The sequence below is a fragment of the Bacillus sp. NH11B genome (assembly GCF_001884205.1).
Classification (GTDB): Bacteria; Bacillota; Bacilli; order Bacillales; family Bacillaceae_G; genus Bacillus_A; species Bacillus_A proteolyticus.
On record NZ_MAOG01000034.1, the window covers coordinates 1 to 21,675 of the forward strand.

Sequence of the window (21,675 nt, forward strand, 5' to 3'; positions counted from 1 at the left end):
GGTTTGGCATAGCCAAAAACTTTTGATAAACTAGCTATATGAAGTTCTTTGATAACTTGATATATGAGGTTGTAGGAAGAAAATAGAGTGCGAAAACCAAGCCATTCGGTTCCTGCGTAAAATATCAACCGTACCAAAAGAGCGTCCAAGCGTTGGACATCTAGGGATGGAGCACCCCGAAGTAACGCTCAGGGAGACGAAAGGTTGCTTTCATCGTGGAACTGAGAAGCTCCCACTTCAAGCTTTGCTAAGTGGCGAGTAGTTCACATGTGATTTTATTCTGAATGCAAAAAGCAAGTGTTCCTCTTTTACACAAAAAATGGAAATCGTAGCAAAAAAGCCGACACCCCTTTAAATAAAGGGCACGATGTCGACTTTAAACTTAACGGCCAAATTCTTTATTGAAAATTTTATCCCGAGCCACCATAACTTCTGGACCTACTGTGTTTATGGAAGTTACTAAAATATGCTCCCCTCCAAGAGAGCCACCAACTCTCGATTCAAACCCAAAAGTACCGCCGGCATGCCCCCAATATGATTGCCCATCCGGTGTCTTTTCTTCATAAATTCCTAGTCCGACTTTACCAATAGGGGTATCTACTGTTGTGAGCATCTGGTCCATCATCTCTTGATTTAGAAGCTTTCCGCCCAACAGCGCACTGAAGAAAGTAGTTAAATCTTTGACAGATGAAACCATATTTCCCGCTGCATTTGCCCATGATTGATTCATTTCTGTCAAATCATACAAATGACCCGATCTGTCCATATTATATCCTGTAGCATGTTCCCCTGGTATATGAGGATTTGCTTCCATTACAAATGTCTCCTTTAGCCCAAGTGGTTCGATGAAGCGTTTTCTGATTTGTTCTGCATATGAATCTCCCGTTACTTTTTGAATAATTTGACCAGCTAGCACCGTATTGGTATTTGAATAGTCCCAGCCCTCTCCTGGTGCAAATACAGGCTGCTTGGCAAGTCCCAATCCGATTAGTTCATCAGCTGTATAGTAACGATATGGATTTTGAGGCAAGGTAATATCTCGCATATCCAAATCTGTATAGGATGCTATCCCGCTTGTATGATTCAGTAACTGACGAATCGTAATTTTGTTACCGTCATACCCATTACCCTTTACGACCCCTGGTAACCATTTTTCAACAGAATCATCAAGGTTTAACTGTTTCTCCTCAGCCAACTGTAGTATAACTGAAGCTGTGAAAGTCTTCGTGATGCTTCCGATACGAAATGAAAAGTTCGGTTCCACTGCGCGTGGTACCTCGTAACTCGCTATCCCTGTAGCATAAGACCAGTGCTTGCCGTCTTTTAATCCACCTGCTATGACACTTGGAATTTTTTTATTAGTTACTACCTGATCGATTACGTATTTGACTTCTTCTCGATGGTTCCTTCTCTTTTCTTTATCCGTAAGTCCCTTCCTAATTTCCCCTGTAAATTCTGACACTAAAATATTATTGATATGTTTTTCAGCTCCTAGTACATTGATGTTTATTGAAATGACATGTTGCCCATCTTCCGTTCCACCTGCAAAGTTAGTAAATCCGGGAATGCCACCACCATGCCCCCATACTTCGGTACCGTCCGGCAATTTTGTTGCATGTATGCCAAGCCCATACTTTCCTAATGGTGAATCAGCTGTACTAGTCATCATTTCCTTTTTCATCTCTGGTGTCAACAGCTTTCCACCTAATAATGCGCGGAAAAACGTCGTCAAGTCTTCTCCTGTCGAGATCATTTCACCGCCTGCATTAGCAAATGAAGGATTAAGCACTGTAATATCTACTAATTTATCACCCGTATTCAAGTAGCCTCGAGCATTTTTTTTCGGGATATCCATCGAGCTTCCAGGAAGGACTGTATCTTTAAGTCCGAGTGGCTCAATAATTCGTTTCTTAATCTGTTCGGCATATGTTTCCCCAGTAACCTTCTGGATAATAAGCCCCACAATAACTGTATTTGTGCTCGAGTATGCCCACCCCTTTACTGGCTCTAATTCCAAAGCGCGAGCAATTAACTGCTCAGGTGTATAATTTACATTTGGATTTTCAAGTAATTTATTCTTAAGCTCTGGAGTCAAGAAGTCCGGAATTCCGCTCGTATGATTTAATAATTGTCGGATTGTAATTTTGTTTCCATCATATCCGTTCTCCTTTAAAAGTCCCGGCATCCATTTCTCTACCGTATCATCGAGACTTAGCTTCTTCTCTCCAGCAAGCTGTAATATAACTGTCGCGACAAACGTCTTCGTTGTACTTCCAATCCTGAAGACAGAGTCAGCATCCACCTTATGATTTCTCTCAATGTTTGCTTCACCAGAAGCATATGACCAGTTTACATCCCCATTTTTCACGGCAACAATAACACCTGGAATATTATCAGTATTAGCCGCCTTATCAACGGCCTGTTGGGTGAAAGTCTTTTTATACACTGCGTTTACATTTCCATTAGTAGGTAATACTAACGTTCCAGCCAGTATAGTCGCTGTTAAAGCAATTGTTTTTCCTTTTTTAGTGATGAATGACTTCATAGCACATCTCTCCTATTATTTTTAAATTTTCTGTTGCCTCACTCCCTCACCTTAACTTCAAATTTGTTAAATAACATAGTGATAAAACGACTAAATGTTTCATGACAGCATGCGTAAATATGTCATACAAATCATATGATAAACTGTCACCTATATCATGTGACAGATTTAACAGCTATTCTCTGAATTTCCTTCCTCTTTTTATTGACGTATTGAAAGTTATGTTACATGATAAATCTGAATCCTTAGTAAATTAACCTCAAAATAATACAAGTAGGTGTGCATAATCTATGTTCTCGGTAATAAAAAAATGGTTTTGGTATGATTGGATATTTGTAACTGTTCGAACATTTTGGCTGTTCGTAATTATAAGTGCTGATTTTATATATCCATCATTAATCAATGCGTCATTTGGGATTGTACTTTCTCTTGCTATAGTTGTTTACCTTGCTCCATTAATCGTCCGATATAAGAAAGAAGATTGGTATCTTGCGATCGATGTCACGGCATCAGGCTTATTTTATCTTTATTTAGCTTACGTAGCACCGGGATTGCTCTGGTCTTTCGTTTTACTCGTGATGATTATCGCTTTAGCAAACATTCATAAAAACTATGCGTGGACAGGTATCCTCTGTGGAGTTGTATTCCCAGCGTTGAACAGTTGGATCGCTAATCAGCTCCCATATGAGTCTATCTTTAGCTGCAGCCTTGGTTTTGTCATTGGGATGGCATTTAATATATTAATTCAGTACCATAAGCAAACCCAAATTATACAAGAGCAGAAGCTGCTACTGGAGCAACATATTAAGCGGATTGAGGAACTTACGCTAATAGAAGAACGCAACCGACTGTCACATGAGCTTCATGACACAATCGGCCATACTCTTACCTCCCTCATTATGGGTGTCGAATCACTGCGAACCTCAGTGCCAGATTCGCAGTTTGAGAGAATTGATTCACTCGTCGGTATTGCCCAAAACAGTCTGGATGATATCCGAAAACATCTTCATCAGCTCTCTCATAATCCCTTAAATCATTTGTTAAGTGGATCATTGAGAGAATTAACCGAGGAATTTATGAGGTCGACAGGTACAATGGTTACATTCCGTGTGATTGGCAATGAAACTCTAGTAATACAAAAAATAAACTTTTGCCTATACCGTTGTCTTCAAGAGTCACTTACAAACGCGGTTCGACACGGCAAGGCGAGCTCGATAGCCGTTCAACTGCACTTTGATAGCCAACAGCTCCGGTTACAGATTGAAGATAACGGCATCGGAATGAAAGAAATTCAATTTGGATTTGGACTCAATGGTATAAAGGAACGGCTTGAATACTATCACGGCACATTGTCGGTTTATTCTGAAGCTGAGCAAGGAACATTTATCATATGTAATATTCCATTGCAGACAGAGCCTGCACCTGATAAAATCCACCTGTTAATCGTTGATGATCAGGCACTTATTACCGACAGTTTGGAGAAAGTTTTGGATCAGCATGCTGATTTTACCATCGTTGGTAAGGCAAAGGACGGGCGCGAAGCATTAGAATATTGTGAGCAGCTCCCTCCTGATATTGTACTAATGGATATTCGCATGCCGGGAATGGGCGGACTTGAGGCTTTACTTGAGATGAAACAGTGCTGGCCTGATATTAGGATTGTGCTCATGACAACGTTTGAGGATTCCTTGCAGGCAGCAACTGCACTGGAGCATGGAGCGGAAGGCTACGTACTAAAGTCAATTCATCCACGTGAGATGATAGAAGTTTTGAAACTTATTTATAATGGAGGAACCTGGATTAATCAATCTGTCGCTACGCGAGTCTTCGAAGAAATGAAGCGTCAACGCGAGCAACTAGAAAAGGTCAGCTCAAGTAAGGAAAACTCCCCGTATGGACTTACGAAACGCGAGATGGAAATTTTGGGACATCTGTCGAACGGGCTCCGCTACAAATCAATTGCTTCTAAGCTGTTTTTATCGGAGGGAACGATACGCAATTACTGCTCGAATCTTTACTCGAAGCTCGGCGTCAACAATCGCGAAGAAGCAATCAAAATGGCGCGAACAAAGAATATTTTATAGAAGCTGTAGTACTTTCCAATGGTACTGAAGTTGTAGATCCTTTTGATATATTTACGACTGCTTCGCCAATTAATGAGCCTATCTTCCCGAAGAAAAAACTTATGGAAGTTCGGACAGAAAACAATAATATTTCATTATACAGTACAAATCCCCTCACATTATTTGTAAGGGGATTTGTACGATAGCTATTAGTGATCGGAGTGTTATTATATGCAAACTAAGAATACTTATCTTTATGTATTTCATACAATGTCAGACTAGGAATATGCATATTAATTCGCTGATTGAAACTCGGGAAGAGATTAAATACTTTCTTTCACATATGAAATCAGGTTCGATACTCCCGCATGTAGAATGTATTTATTTTATAAATAATGTAAAGCCATTAACTTTTCACGCAGATTATGAATTTACAGGAAAAGTAGTTAAAATAGCTCCAGACACTTATACGAGATAAGAAGAGCTTTTAGTGATGTAGTTGAGATGGACTCACTTTTTGAATTTGAACAAGTATATCAAATGCTTTACCTAATGATATATCAACAGTTTTTGGTATATCAGGGCCTTCGGTAGTTATTCCAGGGAAAATTGGATGTTGTTCGTTTAACCAAGTTTTTGTCACTCCGCTTGCCTTACGTAAATCAATAAAAAATTGATCTTTTTTGACTTGTCCAAAGATGTAATTATAACTGTTTGGATCATCTGATTTTAATGTACCATATGGACCAAATTCGCGTTTACTATTATATACATTATATCGTCCTTCATAAACAGATGTTCCAATAGATACATACCGTTTTCCATAATATTCTGCCAAATACTGCCCAGCTACTTTAGGGTATATAAAAGGAATCATATTTGTTTTCGAAACATGTCCATTATGTCCCCATACAATGGTTTTTCCTAAATGTTCTTCTGTCCACTTCGCATTTTCATACATTGCGATATCATGTTTCAAAAAAAGTTCTGATGGTTTATCTGGAGGTGACGCTAACATTGTAGTAAACTGCTCAATGATACGAGCATTTTGTTTTATCCATGCGAACTCTTTGGATTTTCCATTTAGATTACTTTTATTTTGTTCTAATAAAGCACTAATTTGTTTAGCATCTGAAATATACTTTTCTTTCTTTTCTTTCGTAAGACCGCCAAAGGTATCCATATCCTTTGTTACAGGGATAAGGCCTTTTATCTTCTCTTCTAAACTAGGCACAAGATCTGAATTGTTTCTTTTTACATATTCTATTATATTGTTATAAACATTTTTGTTTACTGATTGTATATCCATCCCAATGACACGCACTTTAGATTTATGTTTTGGATTAGCATTATATTCCTTGATCCAATTAAGTAGATTTAATATTTCTTTCGTGTTAAATTCAGGTGTTAAATGTTGGCTTGGGTTTCCTTTACCAGTAAGAACATATCGATCAAGTTCCAAAGCCCTGTCCCATCCTTCTTCTAATACTAAGTTGATAAAACCCTTTTCAGATACTAAATAATTAACAATGCGGTGTTTCATTGTAAAAACTTCATGAGCCCCATGCGTAGCTTCACCTAAACCTACGATTGAGGCTGATCCTACCATATTCTTAAGTGGTTTTAAATCATTAAGAGATGCAGTTGGATTAGTTGTTTTTAAGGGCTTTGCATATGCTTCTAACCATTCCGCTATTTGATTTGTATTGTAGGGAGCTGTAACAGAAACTTCTGTTTTCAAATCTGCATAAGTACTTCCTGCAAAATTAGTCAGTGTTATAGCAAAAGCACCAATTGCAATAATCATTTTCTTTTTCATAAAAACCTCCTGAAATACTTATTTATTAGTTTTTTGACATGCTCTACGAACTTCCGTTTAAATCATTGACTCTCTTCTTACTGTTAAGATAAATTTATTCTAGTTCCTAAAACTCACTTATTTCTTAATAGATTCTTAAGAAACCCTTAATTCACTCATACCAATATAAAAAACCAAATAACCTTCCATCAAAAAATAAATGGTGCAGGTTACTTGGTTATTCATTCCGCCTGCTTCTATGCATGGATGTATATGCTCTTGGTCTCCCGAAATGAAAGAGAGTATTATATGGACATTTTTATTTAAAAATATATGGTTATAGAAATAGCAAGTAGGAATTTATGGTAAAATAGTAAATGTTTTTGAATAAGGGAGTGGAGGGGCTTTAATTGAAATTTAGAAAGTTTTTTATGCTTTGTTTTTTGTTTATATTCACATTATCTATTGTGACTGGTTGCAGTTCTTCACAAAGTTCCACAGCTGTAAAAAATGGAAAGGCATCGTCGTCTTCGAAGAATGTGGAAATTGAAGTTGAAAATGTTGAATACGTATTACCATTAAGTGGGTTAACGGGGGGAATAAGTAAAGATAAAGTATTAAAATTCAAAGTGAGTGTGAAAAATAAAGGGGATGAAATGTTAGAGATATCACCTTATCTCTTTACACTATATCAAGGTGATGAAAAAATGAAGAAATATGATAAGGCCGATTCAGATAAATTACGCTTAATAGAATTAGAACCTGGTAAAAAAGTATCGGGGATTCTATACTACGAAGTGAATAAAGCCTCATCATATGAACTTGTTTATTCCAATGAGGAAACAAAAAAAAGAGACGAGGAAACAGAAAAAGTTTCTTTCAAAATTGGTACGAAGGAAATAGAAAAAAATACAAAAGACTTAAATAAACCAGCTGAAGCTCTAAAAGCCTATATAAATGCTATTTATTATGATAAAGATATAGACAAGATTAATAAGTTAACCGGCGAAGATGGCAAGCAATTTACTGAGAATATACTAAAGGAATTTAAAAAAGATGCAACGTCCAGTACGTATAATGAAATTAGTGACCAAGAATTTGAAAGTTATTATAAAAAGTTGAAATCTGTACTACAGGAAAAAGTTACATTTAAAGTAAAATCAGTAGGTTCTACTCCTGAGGAAGATAAGGTGGAAGTAGAATTAAAAGTGAAACCCTTATTATTAAGTGAATTGCAGCCAAAATTAAATAAAGAAAACGAAAGATTGCTAAGAGAAAATCCAGGAATCGAACAGTCAAAATTATTTAGTCAATCGTTTGATTACCTTATATCTATATTGCCAGAAGCAAAAGTTTCAGATAAAGAAAAAGTAATAAAAGTTGAGATGGAGCGATACGGAAAAGACCAATGGCGCTTTTCAAAAGATAAAGTAAGCGATGCAGAGGACATAATGGAAATTATGGGAGAATTTTTAAAACAATAGAAAGATATAAACGAAAACGAAGTTTGTAACAACCAAACTTCGTTTTTTTGACGTATAATGAATTACAACAATCACTAAAGATTGCATAAAATCCATCAGCAATCATACCAACTTTTTATCTATTAAAAAACTTTGCAACAGAACCAACAAAAGCACCTTTTAGTTTAATAAGAAAATTAGTATATTTTTTGATTACATTTCTATGAAATCATACATTAAGCATAATTCCAATCTTTTCCGATATCACAATCCCCATATGGATTTATTCCATTAAATGCTCCAACATACATAACTTTCCCACTGCGAATGATCCATTCCATACCATGTTCCTCTTCCCATGTGCAATTTAATTCCAAATCAATGACAGGTTCAGATTTATTTTTAGGATTCGGAATACATATAGTATTTGGCGTAATATGAGGTAGAACATCTGTCAGTTTAGAAAATTCTATAATATCTTCACCTATATCATCAAGAAATTCATTACAGTATCTAATAGATGCTTTACAAAGTTTATTTATCAGTTCTTCACTTAAAGAATTTAAGTATGTTATACATAGCTCTGCGTATTCGATATCTGTATCTTGGTCTATGTATACCAGAATATTTCGATCAAATAATTCGAAATAGGCTTCTCCTTCTAATTCGGAATTTTCATTGGTTTTAAGGTTTTTAATAGTCATTTCATTTAATACCTCCTTTAAATTGAATTTTTCTATTATAAGTAGTCTCTATTTTTTTAAGGTTATAAACTAACTATATTTAAACTAATCGGAACAATGTCCCCTATTTTAGATACTGTTAGATTATTAAGAGTTTGATGGATACCAAGAAAATTTTATATCGCTATCAAGTGGTTTACCGTGTTTTTCCTTGTTAATTAGGCTATACCATTCGTTTAAGATTTGAGCCTTTGGTAATTGAGAGGCTGGGTCATCTTCCCAGATAATGTGTGAAAACCAAGCTTTTGTTTCCCATTCAAATTGTAATTCTGCAAAAGAAATTGTAGGATGATCTGCTTCGATAAAGTGTTGGTTTACAGCATCTGAAACTTCCGAAGCTTGTGGTAATAACTCATTTTTAATTCTATTTTTTATTTCCTGATTTTCTATTTGATCCCAAAAATACAATTGTCCGTTTATTTGATAAAAAATATCAAATGAAGCCTCTCCCTTTTTCATATTAAGCAATAAAAAAGCACGCTCCACATTATTTCCAGCGGCTTTTACAGTATTAATAAGTAAATTTTGTGCCATTGAGACCCAATAGCTATTGGCTTCTTCTATTGGGGATTCAATATACAATTCTTCATCTAATTCATGGATAGTGGCCTCTTTATTGTTTACTTGTTCCACCTTTTTAAAAAATCTACTGAAAAAACCCATGATTTCTCCTCCTCTTTGTGATTTCCTTGTAATATATTTTAGTAATTAGATAATATTGACAATGCAATCATATCATTTTCACATGAGTTATGAAACCAAGCTAATGAATGGAGTTTGTTCTTGTATTTCTTACATTCATTTGAGAAACTGAATGTAAGAAATAGTTTGTTTTAAGTTGTAACGGATAGCACAGTTTCAATTTTGCAAAGATGGTGGGGAAATGGAAGAGAAAAACTTAAAAAGTAAGAAGTATTATAGAATTGCTTTTCTTGTATCAACAAGTTACATTTGGTTTTTGATTTTAACAGCATACAGTATAGGTATTCCGCGATATATCGAGTTACTCGGGGGAATTTTTCTAATTACAGCCTTTACATTTTACTTTTCAGTACCTATTTTTTATATCGCTTTGCCTTTAGTATATATTCGTGTTGTACTTTCCTGTTTCCGTATATATACTACAGAGCGAATGTTGGCTTATTATGCACTTTCTTGTTTCGTTTTAGGGCTTGCTTTATTTGTTCCTTTAGCAATGTATCATTTGTATGAGGAGAACTACATTTTCGCGAAACAGGTTCAGGAACAACGTATTGAAGAAAAAGTAAAACATGAGGTTGAAAAAACTAATGGTCCAATAAAGATTACATATGTGACAAAGGTAAGTAGGGTGCAAGCGAATGAAGGTACAGGAAGTCCGGAATATTCCAAAATAAATATTCATTTTGAGTTAGTTAGCTGTGATGCACAAAATGAAGGAAAGAGCGGATTTTCATGCAAATCCTCTGTCGAAGCGTACTACAAAGATAAAAAGTGGCTGGTAGATTATAATTCAGAAGAAAATACAGGTGTTCTAAATCTATCTAAAGATAACCAACATGCTGTAGAATTAGAAAAGCAGTTGGCTCTTACACCAGAGGAAGAAATGAATCTCCGTAATATTTCTGAATCGAAAGCAATTCAGTATATGAAAAATGAATATAACTTTGATTTAACAATTGTTGAACAAGTCTTTGACAAGCATACGAGTTCCTATAAAAAAGAAAATAGACCATCAAATGCAATTCATGCCCTAACGATTGAAGGATATGTAAACACAGATACTCAAAAGAATGTCACAGTTAGGGTAGAATATGATCCGATTACAAAAAAATATTGGACTCATATCATTGAAATGAGTGATGAAGCTAAAAAGTAGATAGAAAACTTTTTTACAGAGTTTGAAAATGTAATTAGGGACATGGCCAGCAATATTACTCCAATTCTTTGGGCGAGCTGGCACTTTATTAATCATTTCTACATAAGCATCAGCTATTTCACATGTTTGTCCTGGTTGAAGGGCGTTCATTAACGTCTCCATATCTATCTGTATATACTCTGTACCTTTCTTAATTCTACCATCTTGAAAATAATCAGGTTCAGGATTTTTTTGATAAATACGTGTATTCGATTTGATGCGTGAGATATAATAAGCCTTTTTATCTTGTATATGTTGAAGATCTTTTAAATGAAAATAACCTAAATCTCGGCTACATCTTTGCTTTAACTTGATAGCGATGTGGTGCTACTCCTAAAGGGAAAAATTAATACATTTTACAAATAACAGGAAATGATACTACACCTTGATGGAGTAAATCCCCCTTCGTTTCCTCTATTTAATTCTTTAGTAAGGATATATTTTCCTGATGATAATCATAACCTATATCAGAATTTCATTTATTATAGAAAAATTCCAAAAGGGGTGAATGTGATGGGTTTCCCGCCTCAACAACAAAGTAAACCTGGCATTGAATCATTAATGATACCTAGACCTATATTTGATAACCCCAATTACAAACCAGCCGGTAAACTTATAAATAAGGTAGCGCTTATAACTGGTGGGGATAGTGGAATTGGGAGGGCTGTCGCTGTAGCCTTCGCGAAAGAGGGTGCAGACATAGCAATCTCATACCTAAATGAGCATAGTGATGCAAAAGAAACGGAGTTCTATGTTAAAAAGTATGGCCGTAGTTGCATTACCATTCCAGGTGATATTGGGTATGAGCAGCATTGCCAACAAGCAGTAATGCAGACAATTCACCAATTTGGTCGTATTGACATTTTGGTGAATAATGCCGGTGTACTATACATAAGGAACAGTCTACTTGATGTAGATTCTAACCAACGAACAAGTACCTTTCACACAAATGTTTTTTCTCAGTTTATTTTGACGAAAGCTGCTTTGCCATATATGAATTCAGGGAGCTCTATAATAAATACAACATCCCTTAGTGCCTATCATGGAGATCAAGATGCAATTGACTACGCGGCATCTAAAGGAGCCATTGTTTCCTTTACACGTTCGCTGTCATCGTCACTGGCATCGCAAGGAATCCGAGTTAATGGTGTGGCCCCGGGACCAATTTGGACTCCATTAATTCCATCTTCCTTGCCTCCAGAATGGCTTGCCACATTTGGAGACCATGTTCCTATGAAGCGAGCCGGTCAACCGTTTGAAGTGGCACCTGCTTATGTATTCTTGGCATCCGAAGATGCATCTTACATATCAGGACAAATTCTGCACGTGAATGGTGGGGAAATTATAAACGGTTAACTATTTAATAAACTTTAAATAGCGTTACTACATTCAATATGTAATAACGCTATTGTTGTCTATATCGGAATTACACGTCTTTATTATCACGATACTGCAGAAACCCTAAATTTGTCTTTTTTATCATATCTGTTACCTGATTTGATTACGTTTTTGAATTATAAAAGTTACCCCTTTGATTTACAAATAAAGGACTTTCATCTCCGCGATCCAATATAGTTTGGAAACCTCTTCTTCGGCTCGTTTCACAAATACTTTGGTAGAAATATTCCAAAATGAAAAGCTCATAATATTACTCGCAAACGCCTCCTATAGTCTTGATTACTGTTTGTTTTTTCTACTGTCATATAATGATTTCCCTACCATTATAAGAAAGGTAATAAATATAGTTATATAAGGGTTATCGAAAATTAAGAAATATAATCCAACTGCAAACAAAAATATTAGAATTAAATACGCCAATTCCTACCACCCTCCCTAGTCTTGAACCCCTACATAAGCTAAAAACGACATCATAAGTATAAGCCCTAATACCATTTACGAAATACCCTTAGTATTCTATTAAAAAATCTGGCTGCTAATTTTATTTCGATCTTCTTTGCACCCAATCAGCAATATCATTTATAACATACTCAGGGATATTAGCAGGGCTATAATATTCATCCGGTTTACTTAACTCCCCATCTCCTTCTGTAAAAAAGTGATTTAACTTTGGATATAGTCGATAATCAACGTTATCCCGCTCTTTTAATTGTTCTTTCCAAAGAGGAATTTCGATTTTGGATTGAACTTGATAGTCTCTTTCTCCTTGAATAATAAGAAGTGGTGTCTTTTGTTCTTTTGACATTTCTGCTGCTTTAATTTTACGGATAGAATCCCAAAATAATGGTGATCCTAAATAAAAATCTTTTGGAGGATTCTGACTAGAGAAATTGGGATCATTTAATAATTCAAATTGCGATTTGTAAAATTTATATTCTTCAGGTTTCATTGCTCCAATAGAAAAAAGATACTTAAATTGATCTAAAACAACATCTTGAATCGTACGGGCCGGTCCTCCCATCACAATTGCCCCTGCAATATTTTGATTTTGGTCTTTTTCAATCATTTTCGGAAGCATAAGTCCGCCTTGACTATGACCAAGAATAAATATTTGATTTTTATCTATCAAAGGTTCATTTTGAAGAAAATGAGTCACAAGAAGAGCATCATCTGTTGTCTCTTTATCAACTGTATAAAAAGGACTCAATTGTGTTTTCAATCCATGTTCATAGGTTCGTTTATTATAGCGAAGGACAGCAATTCCTTTTGAGGCAAGACCTTCAGCTAAATCGCGAAATGGTTTTAAAGCAAACGCTGTTTCATCCTGATCTGTTGCTCCAGATCCTTGAACAAGAATAACCACTGGGAAAGGACCCTTTCCCTTCGGAACAGACAATGTTCCTGGTAATGGAAACGCCCCACTTCCAACTACTACTTCTTTATCAACAAATGATTCAGGCTTACTATATGATGGACGCTCTGCAACAGGACTAAACGACATACTGAGTTGAAAATCATCTATTTTTCCAGATGGATCTAGTTTTATTAGTAAAGGTACAGTAAATTGTTCAAAAACTAATTTAATCTCTACATTTGTATGAACGGAATTTATCTCTTTTTGTGTAACCTCTCCAATTCCTATAAAAGAACCTGCTTGTAATTGCGTAGGGAGTCCCTCCCAATAGCTCTTCAGCCATTTTTCTGATATTATTTTCTGTAGTGATCGAGAAGTTAAATTAAATGCAGATTTATAATCTTCAGTATGCATATAACGGATAAATGAAAGGGTAGTAGATATAACAGGATTTTCATCGTCAATATTGTCTATTTTTTTTATATTTGTGTTTGTTTCCTTTAATGTCGATATAAATTGGTGGTTGAACGGATTATTATATGTATTGGGATATAAACTTATTTTCAATACATCCTTATTTCGTCCCACAAACAAGCTTGAAGAACTCTCGAAATTTTCAGGTGAAATTACTTCCTCTGCATAGGAAACCGAAGGAATGGTTATCGCACAAATTGCACTGACAAGTAATAACTTATTCCCTATTCTTTTTTTTGTGCTCATATTTATTGATTCTCCTTTCAAAGTTAAAAATTTTTAATACAGCATGTCAAGTACTATAAGGAAAATAAGAATTTTCAAAGAGATTAATAATATACTTTACGATCCCCCCTAACAGGTTAAAAAGCTATTATAAACAAACTTCAATAAAAAATGCCTTCTCCCTCTTTTTTAATCACTGGATTTTTTGAGTGACATGGAAGGACCACGCTGAATCACATGTAACTGACCAAAGGGATTTTCTATTCCAAAAGAAAAAAGCACTCTTCTGGATGCTTTAATTGTTCTCTTTATAATTCACTTAGATAACACTTCACCATGATGGATTTTTGAGTGATCTCAATTTTGGTAGTTCTAACCAAAGATTCTTAGCATCACATCTACCACAAATAGTAATTTTGAAATCACTTTACTGTTTGCGCATCATTCATTCTCCTCCACAGTAAAAAGCATCCACTATGTGAATACTTCGTGCTATTATGATTAAATTACATTAAGTCAGATTAATATGTAAGTGGAAAAAACGGAAAATAAAGAAATTAATGAATGATTAAAAATCCAATTTAGAAAGATTTATCAATAAAACCCACCGCTTCTTTTTATTTTTTATATAATAAAATCCTTATTTATTGTATAAAAAATACATAACTAAATAAGGATTTTAACATTAAAAATTCACACCAATATATCTGCAAATGAAGTACCCACATTATTCTTCCGTTTCATATGCTTCTCTAAATAGATTTTTGTTGTTTGGATATTTTCATGCCCCAATGTTTGCATTAAATGATATAGATCTGCATTTCCTTGTTCAACTGCCATAATTGCAAAAGCATGACGGAATGTATGCGCTGTTACAGGATTTTCACGATACTGTAGAAATTCTAAATTGGTCTTTTTTATCATATCTGTTACCTGGTTCGATAACGTTTTTGAATTATAAAAGTTCCCTCTTTGATTTACAAATAAAGGACTTTCATCTCCTTGATCCAATACAGTTTGGAACCCTCTTCTTCGTCTCATTTCACAAATGCACTGATACAAATGTTCCGAAATGAAAAGTTCACGTACTTTATCCCCTTTGCCCGTTACTTTTAACCAGTGCTTTCCGTCATAGTGTAAATCTTTGACTCTTGTTGTACACAATTCTTGAATTCTTGCACCCGTACTTGCTAGGGCTAATAAAATTGTATAGTTTACTAAATGCCCTCTTTCTTTATAAAACCCTAAGATTTTCATAACTTCATCATAAGATAGGTCCCGATTTGGTCGATCCTGTTCATTTACATTTGCACGCTGCAGTTCTTCATGAAGAGGCCTATCAGTATAAGAAAATACATGAAGATGTTTTAGAAAAGAACGAATGAGCACTGTTTTCTTTGCAAGTGTTGCGACTGCATATGTTTCCCCATTCCTACCGTTCTCTACCTGCTTCAACCAAGAGTTGTATTTACGAATATGCCAAGGTTGCAATGTTTTTAATAAAGAGTCATTTTGCTGTACCTCTTCCCCATTTAATTCGAACTCTTCTGCATGCTGTACCATGCACTGACAAAATGACAAGATTTCAGATACATAACTCTTTTTCGTATCTTCTTTTCTATTCTTCTTCTCATCCATATCTTTTTGTAAATGTACGAAATGATAAATGACTTCCAAATCGCTTAAATACGTATATTTACTCTTTCCCTCTTTTTCAGCAACCTCCATCTTCTCTTCCACCTTATCTACATAACGATTATTATGCAGGAATGGAACGATATCTCTTATATTCTCTAAATATGTACCTATATATCCACTTTGATCATTTATAATGTGTAAATTCTCTCTTCCACTTTTATTATCCATATTTCAAATTAACCTCTCCTATTGAAGATTATGAATATATTACTTTTTATTACCTATACTTATCATTTTATTTCACTTCTATCAATTATACAAATGATAATTCATATTCTTTCTGTAAGAATGCACCATTCTTCTCTATTTACATATACTTATATTTTTTAATAATTTATTAGTAAATAGATATCGTTTAATGATTAACTACTCAACTTTTATATTGCTTTTATTATAAAATAAACTATAAAAATTCATTAAAATATAAAATAAATTACAAATATTATTAAACTATAAAAATGTATAAGATCTTTAATAAATTCTATTTCTCATTTTAAATATAAATCATATTCTGATATGATATATACATATCTAAAATACTAGCAAACAATAGTTATGGAGGTGTCTTTACATGACACAAGATTTATTGTTCATTACAAAACCTACTGTAACGACAAAAGAGGCAGCCGGCTTATTAGGAGTAACAGTACAAACAATTTTACAAAAAGAAAAAGATGGATTAATAGAATGTGTATATAAAGATAACTGGAAGCAATTCGGTAGTAAGATTTACTATTTAGAGGATATTGAACGTTTAAAAAATATTGAAGAGGTTGAAGGCTATAGCACAAAAGAAGCAGCTGAAATTCTCAATGTAGCACCATCCACAGTTTTTACATATATCAAATCTGGTAAATTACCTGCCTCAAAGATTGAAAAACGTGGAAAAGAAGTATATATCATTGATAAAGATGACCTTGAAACTTTTCAACTTACTTATGAAAAAACTACATCAAAAGAGCGAAAAGCATTCATTACTAAGATTCAAGAAAAAGATATATATTTATATCAATTATTAACACATCAACATACCGGAAAAACAGCTAGGGTAATAAAGATCAATGGAGCAGACGGCAAGATTCTTACAGAAGACGAAGAAATTTTCCCTCTATCCACTTATAAGGAACATGATTATTCCTTTGAGCCTTTTCATAAACAAGCGGTAATTACGAAACGAGGGTATTTATCTTTTTCATTTAAAAAACCTCAGCTATTTAATTCCATCACTTATAATCTATTAAATTTATTTTATAAAGAGCTAGGTGTCACAAATATGCGATTGAGTATTTCATCTGATACTATCAAATTAGAAATTAAACCTTTCGTATTACAAGTTAATCCATTGCAGTTTCAAGAGGAGATTAAATACTTACATTCTCATATGAAATCCGGCACGATTCTTCCACATGTAGAAGGTATTTACTTTAAAAGTAATGTAGATTCATTAACTTTTCATGCAGAACATGAATTTAAGCAAAAAATAGTGCAAATGGCAGCAAATGCAGGTATGGGACAGGAAGAATTCTTATTGCAAGCTGTGAAATATTATATAAGAAATTTGGAACAACAGTAGATATTTATTAATAAGAAAAAGCGTAGGAATTTAATCTTTCTACGCTTTTTAAATTATTCAATTTAAATATTTATTTCCATGAGATCACCACATGCACAATCAACTTAATAGAAATTTATATTATTCCTTCAAATAAATACAATCTGTGCAGCAAAACCATTTATACTAAATGAGCGTATATAGTCAAACATACTTAAAGGAGAATAGAACATGATAAAACATATACTCAGTTTCATTCTAGGAACAATTGTTATGTTATTTGGTTCCTTTTGCGTTATTCCCTACACTCTCGAAGCAATTGACAGTAATGTAAGATATATTACTCGTGACAAAAAATATTTTAGTAAGCTATATGACTATGACATTAACCTTTGGATGATTGCAATGGTTATATTTTGCATTTTTTCTGCGATTTCTGTTTTTATATTAAAGTTACCTAATTATAAGAAGAACAGAAGTACTCATATAAAAAAATATAGTCATACAAATCAGCGTAAAAAAGCAAAGAGAAGGCGTCGTAAATAATTGTTTTTTATAAAACAATATACATATTTTATTTTGGATAACATAAGAAGAAAATTGTGATACTCATTATTGAGGTAGCGTCACATGCCCATCAACTTAAGAAAACAGATTCACCCCAAAACGAAAAAATAAGCTTAATTCTCATATATAACTGTCGAGAGATAAAATTTTTGTTTTACTTTATTAATTGATGAGGCCCATGGAGTTCTTCCATGGGCTTTTATTTCCGGTATATCAACTTTTTACTCCTTCAATTAAGTGTTTAATCTTGTTTAAGTGTTCAGAGAAATCATTTTTTCCTAACCAATTTTTATGATATTCAATACTCTCAAAAGTAGTCATCATAATTGCCTTTTTTTATCAATAGAACGATGTCAACGACTACTAATCCAACCAGGAATACCTTTTCTTAAGTAGTTCTTCAGCTTGGATAGCAACTAATTCATCTAATTTACCTGGTTTGGCAGTAAATACATTAATCCACACTTTGGCTTTACTAGATTTCCTCTAAATAACCTCTTTGAAATAAAAATCGCCTTTCCTACATTGAATAACATAGATATCCGGAAAGTTGATACTGAAATCTAGGGTGTTCATAAATACTTCGTCTATACTTCTAGATCCGTTTTACTTTCATTTTAATGGTGTTTCAAGCCGTTGACTTGATAGTGATGCGTATTCCTGTGAAATCTAATATACAAATAGCATCAATAAACTTGTAACAATCCCGACCCAAATACAGAGAATGAAACAATAACCCATGATATCTTTAATTTTCAATCCCAGCACTCCTAAAAGAGGTAGTGCCCAGAACGGCTGAATCAAATTTGTCCACGCGTCCCCCCAGCCTACCGCCATAGCGATAGTAGCCGGATCTACACCTAACTTCAAGTCTGCCGGGACCTGCAGTGGCCCTTGCAAAGCCCATTGACCCCCGCCAGATGGCGCTAATAAGTTCACCAATCCCGCTGACCAATATGTAAATATATCAAATGTATCCTTTGACGCAATGGATGCCATCCATTCAATAATTGAGCTTCCCAATCCTGAACTACCTAAAACAGCAATAATCCCCGCATAAAATTGAAGTCGTTCGCTCATGCTCCACTAAATAGAAAACATTGTCTACGTATAACGCAGTTTATTGAATCTCAAGAGGTAACACGACTTGTAGCAGATGTAATACAAACATATGAATTAAAACTGATGCCGAATAGTAGTTTTAATTCGTATGACGTTATCGGATATTATTATGGTATTTCATTACTTACATGTTGTGTTGTATTTGAGAAAGATGATTATAATAAAGGGTTCTGGTGCAAATATAAGAAGAACAGAACATAGATGATAGTAGAATCCTTTAATATTATTTTCACCTTTTCCACTATTAAACTCTAGTATTGTATTATCATTTGAATCCACAACATAAGCAATTATATTTCCTTGTTTAGTTCTATCATTAAAAGAAAATATCCAATTCTCTCCTTTTTTATTTTTCATATCTTGGGTTGCAGATTCAGTAGTTTTTATAATCCCCAGATACACTATCTGAAGAACCATGAACTTTAGCCCAAACGATCGCTCTCTTATAAAGCAACCACTAAGAACTACTGGACCTGCAGCAGTTGGCACTCTTTTTGTTACTAATTCGGATTCTAATACTGTATCAGTAATAAATGGCGCTACCAATACTGTAATTGCTACCATTCCGGTGGGCTTGTTCCCTTCTGCAATTGATAGCTTCTAAGGACCACATAGGTTCATCTATTGTAAAATTTTCCGAAATATAAGTCCTCCCACAATATAGTAGTCCAAGTTTATGTATTTTTAAATAATACTTGTCATTTGGAAAACGATAAAGCTGTATGGTAACATCGTCATCCAGTTAAGGAAAACGAGATACTCCCAGACTAAAAGAAATGTGAATCTCGTTTTTATATGTTAATCATGCAAGAATATAGTTCAACTAACAGCTGCGTTTATTGAAGTTTTTATAAAAAGATCAATCTTTTTTATAAAAACTTAAGGAATCCAAAATTAAAACCCACACAATTTGATTAAACTTTTTTCAAATTGTGTGGGTTCATCTATTTATAAAATTAATATTTGAATTATACTTTGAACAAATTATAATTCAAATTAACATAACCAGTCTTTTTATCTCATTCGTTGCCGAACAAATACGAATCCACCTAAAGCTATCAACAACATTCCTGCAATATATGAAATCATATCCATTGATGTTCCACCTGTTTTAGGCAGCCACACTGATGTCTTATCATTTTCTTGAGTGGGTGGAACTTTTGAATCCGTACTTGGATCCTTTAGATCTGTACTTGGATCTTTCGGATCTGTGCTTGGATCTTTTGGATCCGTGCTTGGATCTTTCGGATCTGTGCTTGGATCTTTTGGATCTGTGCTTGGATCTTTCGGATCTGTGCTTGGATCTTTTGGATCCGTGCTTGGGTCTTTCGGATCTGTGCTTGGATCTTTTGGATCTACATTTGGGTCGTCCTTGATTTTTGTATTTGTGATGTCATAACCACTTACTTCGGATTTGTATCCCGCTACTGGTTGTTCTTTCACTTCATACTTGTACGCTAACCCGTTTGCATCATATACTTGTAGTTTTTCAAACGTGTACTTCCAGTTTGTTGCCACGCTTACTTCTTTTGTGTCAATAACTTTTCCATTTTGTAATAAGTCTACTTTGATCGATACTGGCCGATCTATTGCGTTGTTATCATCCCAGACTTTCTTACCACTGATTTCTGTTGTTTCTGTACTTTTGTAAGTGTTCGTAATCGTTGTTCCTTCTACTTTTGTTTCATAGCCATCAACTTTCACTTCACTTACTGTGTACTTGTATTCTTTTCCTTGTCCATCGTACTTTGGTAGATCTTTAAAGCTGAAATTCCAGTTGCCCTCTTTATCAGCTTTCACTTCTTCCGTTTTAAATTCTGTTCCATTTTGAAGCAATTGAACCGTGATACTTTCTGGGCGTGTGTTGAACTTATCGTTGTAGTCTTCCCAGACTTTCTTACCACTTACTTCTGTTGTTTCTGTATTTTTGTAAGTGTTCGTGATCGTTGTTCCTTCTACTTTTGTTTCATATCCGTTCACTTTCACTTCATTTACTGTGTACGTGAACTCATTTCCTTGTCCATCGTACTTTGGTAGATCTTTGAAGCTGAAATTCCAGTTGCCTTCTTTATCAGCCTTCACTTCTTTCGTTTGGAACTCTGTTCCATTTTGAAGCAATTGTACTGTGATGCTTTCTGGGCGTGTGTTGAACTTGTTGTTGTAGTCTTCCCAGACTTTCTTACCACTAATTTCTGTTGTTTCTGTATTTTTGTAAGTGTTCGTAATCATTGTTCCTTCTACTTTTGTTTCGTAGCCATCAACTTTTACTTCATTTACTGTGTACGTGAACGCATTTCCTTGTCCATCGTACTTTGGTAGATCTTTAAAGCTGAAGTTCCAGTTGCCTTCTTTATCAGCTTTCACTTCTTCTGTTTTAAATTCTGTTCCATTTTGAAGCAATTGTACTGTGATGCTTCCTGGACGTGTGTTGAACTTATTGTTGTAGTCTTCCCAGACTTTCTTACCACTAATTTCTGTTGTTTCTGTATTTTTGTAAGTGTTCGTAATCGTTGTTCCTTCTACTTTTGTTTCATAGTCTTTCACTTTTACTTCATTTACTGTGTACGTGAACTCATTTCCTTGTCCATTGTACTTTGGTAGATCTTTAAAGCTGAAGTTCCAGTTGCCTTCTTTATCAGCTTTCACTTCTTCTGTTTTAAATTCTGTTTCATTTTGAAGCAATTGTACTGTGATGCTTTCTGGGCGTGTGTTGAACTTGTTGTTGTAGTCTTCCCAGACTTTCTTACCACTAATTTCTATTGTTTCTGTATTTTTG

General features: G+C 34.4%; 14 protein-coding genes and 5 pseudogenes. 8 read left to right on the forward strand and 11 right to left on the reverse strand.

Going from position 1 to position 21,675, the window contains the following annotated elements:
- Positions 1-382: 382 nt before the first annotated feature.
- Positions 383-2,545: a serine hydrolase domain-containing protein gene (locus BAU27_RS06985; RefSeq protein ID WP_071770475.1), complete on the reverse strand. Its 2,163-nt coding sequence runs from the start codon at positions 2,543-2,545 to the stop codon at positions 383-385.
- A 290-nt stretch (positions 2,546-2,835) separates the two neighbouring features.
- Between BAU27_RS06985 and BAU27_RS06990 the strand changes: the two genes are divergently transcribed.
- On the forward strand, positions 2,836-4,629 hold the full coding sequence (locus BAU27_RS06990) for a hybrid sensor histidine kinase/response regulator transcription factor (protein ID WP_071770476.1): 1,794 nt from the start codon (positions 2,836-2,838) through the stop codon (positions 4,627-4,629).
- A gap of 283 nt (positions 4,630-4,912) precedes the next feature.
- Positions 4,913-5,086 (forward strand): annotated as a pseudogene (locus tag BAU27_RS33510) (helix-turn-helix domain-containing protein); the annotation flags it as partial.
- A gap of 9 nt (positions 5,087-5,095) precedes the next feature.
- Here BAU27_RS33510 and BAU27_RS06995 read toward each other — a convergent pair.
- The gene (locus BAU27_RS06995; RefSeq protein ID WP_071770477.1) at positions 5,096-6,427 is read right to left on the reverse strand and encodes an erythromycin esterase family protein; all 1,332 of its coding nucleotides are present in this window, start codon (positions 6,425-6,427) and stop codon (positions 5,096-5,098) included.
- Positions 6,428-6,816: 389 nt separating this feature from the next.
- Between BAU27_RS06995 and BAU27_RS07000 the strand changes: the two genes are divergently transcribed.
- The gene (locus BAU27_RS07000; RefSeq protein WP_071770478.1) at positions 6,817-7,890 is read left to right on the forward strand and encodes a DUF5105 domain-containing protein; all 1,074 of its coding nucleotides are present in this window, start codon (positions 6,817-6,819) and stop codon (positions 7,888-7,890) included.
- 215 nt (positions 7,891-8,105) lie between these two features.
- On the opposite strand, the gene BAU27_RS07005 is transcribed toward BAU27_RS07000, so the two are convergent.
- Positions 8,106-8,573 (reverse strand): DUF6985 domain-containing protein, encoded by a 468-nt coding sequence (locus BAU27_RS07005; protein ID WP_071770479.1) that lies wholly within the window; start codon positions 8,571-8,573, stop codon positions 8,106-8,108.
- 126 nt (positions 8,574-8,699) lie between these two features.
- Complete coding sequence (locus BAU27_RS07010) at positions 8,700-9,275, reverse strand: hypothetical protein (protein ID WP_071770480.1); 576 nt, start codon at positions 9,273-9,275, stop codon at positions 8,700-8,702.
- A 220-nt stretch (positions 9,276-9,495) separates the two neighbouring features.
- On the opposite strand from BAU27_RS07010, the gene BAU27_RS07015 reads away from it, so the two are divergent.
- Positions 9,496-10,470: a hypothetical protein gene (locus BAU27_RS07015; RefSeq protein ID WP_071770481.1), complete on the forward strand. Its 975-nt coding sequence runs from the start codon at positions 9,496-9,498 to the stop codon at positions 10,468-10,470.
- A 72-nt stretch (positions 10,471-10,542) separates the two neighbouring features.
- On the opposite strand, the pseudogene BAU27_RS07020 reads toward BAU27_RS07015, so the two are convergent.
- Positions 10,543-10,806: pseudogene (locus BAU27_RS07020) on the reverse strand (transposase); the annotation flags it as partial.
- 216 nt (positions 10,807-11,022) lie between these two features.
- On the opposite strand from BAU27_RS07020, the gene BAU27_RS07025 reads away from it, so the two are divergent.
- Entirely contained in the window at positions 11,023-11,865 is an 843-nt protein-coding gene (locus BAU27_RS07025; RefSeq protein ID WP_139254613.1) for an SDR family oxidoreductase, read from the forward strand.
- A gap of 82 nt (positions 11,866-11,947) precedes the next feature.
- On the opposite strand, the pseudogene BAU27_RS32775 reads toward BAU27_RS07025, so the two are convergent.
- From BAU27_RS32775 to BAU27_RS07040, 3 genes and pseudogenes are all read right to left on the reverse strand, one after another.
- Positions 11,948-12,151 (reverse strand): annotated as a pseudogene (locus tag BAU27_RS32775) (tyrosine-type recombinase/integrase); the annotation flags it as partial.
- A 297-nt stretch (positions 12,152-12,448) separates the two neighbouring features.
- Positions 12,449-13,981: an alpha/beta hydrolase gene (locus tag BAU27_RS07035; protein ID WP_071770482.1), complete on the reverse strand. Its 1,533-nt coding sequence runs from the start codon at positions 13,979-13,981 to the stop codon at positions 12,449-12,451.
- A 672-nt stretch (positions 13,982-14,653) separates the two neighbouring features.
- Entirely contained in the window at positions 14,654-15,826 is a 1,173-nt protein-coding gene (locus BAU27_RS07040; protein ID WP_071770483.1) for a tyrosine-type recombinase/integrase, read from the reverse strand.
- Positions 15,827-16,229: 403 nt separating this feature from the next.
- On the opposite strand from BAU27_RS07040, the gene BAU27_RS07045 reads away from it, so the two are divergent.
- Together BAU27_RS07045 and BAU27_RS07050 are read left to right on the forward strand one after the other, a co-directional pair.
- The gene (locus tag BAU27_RS07045) at positions 16,230-17,231 is read left to right on the forward strand and encodes a helix-turn-helix domain-containing protein (RefSeq protein ID WP_071770484.1); all 1,002 of its coding nucleotides are present in this window, start codon (positions 16,230-16,232) and stop codon (positions 17,229-17,231) included.
- A gap of 210 nt (positions 17,232-17,441) precedes the next feature.
- The gene (locus tag BAU27_RS07050) at positions 17,442-17,756 is read left to right on the forward strand and encodes a hypothetical protein (protein WP_002161808.1); all 315 of its coding nucleotides are present in this window, start codon (positions 17,442-17,444) and stop codon (positions 17,754-17,756) included.
- Between the two features lie 690 nt (positions 17,757-18,446).
- Here BAU27_RS07050 and BAU27_RS07055 read toward each other — a convergent pair.
- Positions 18,447-18,839: pseudogene (locus BAU27_RS07055) on the reverse strand (TIGR00366 family protein); the annotation flags it as partial.
- Between the two features lie 276 nt (positions 18,840-19,115).
- Positions 19,116-19,388: pseudogene (locus tag BAU27_RS07060) on the reverse strand (hypothetical protein); the annotation flags it as partial.
- A 40-nt stretch (positions 19,389-19,428) separates the two neighbouring features.
- Here BAU27_RS07060 and BAU27_RS32780 point away from each other — a divergent pair.
- Entirely contained in the window at positions 19,429-19,503 is a 75-nt protein-coding gene (locus tag BAU27_RS32780; protein WP_254797944.1) for a hypothetical protein, read from the forward strand.
- A 410-nt stretch (positions 19,504-19,913) separates the two neighbouring features.
- Here the strand turns inward: BAU27_RS32780 and BAU27_RS07070 are convergent.
- The coding region (locus tag BAU27_RS07070) for a Cna B-type domain-containing protein (protein ID WP_139254614.1) at positions 19,914-21,675 on the reverse strand (1,762 nt) is incomplete at its 5' end.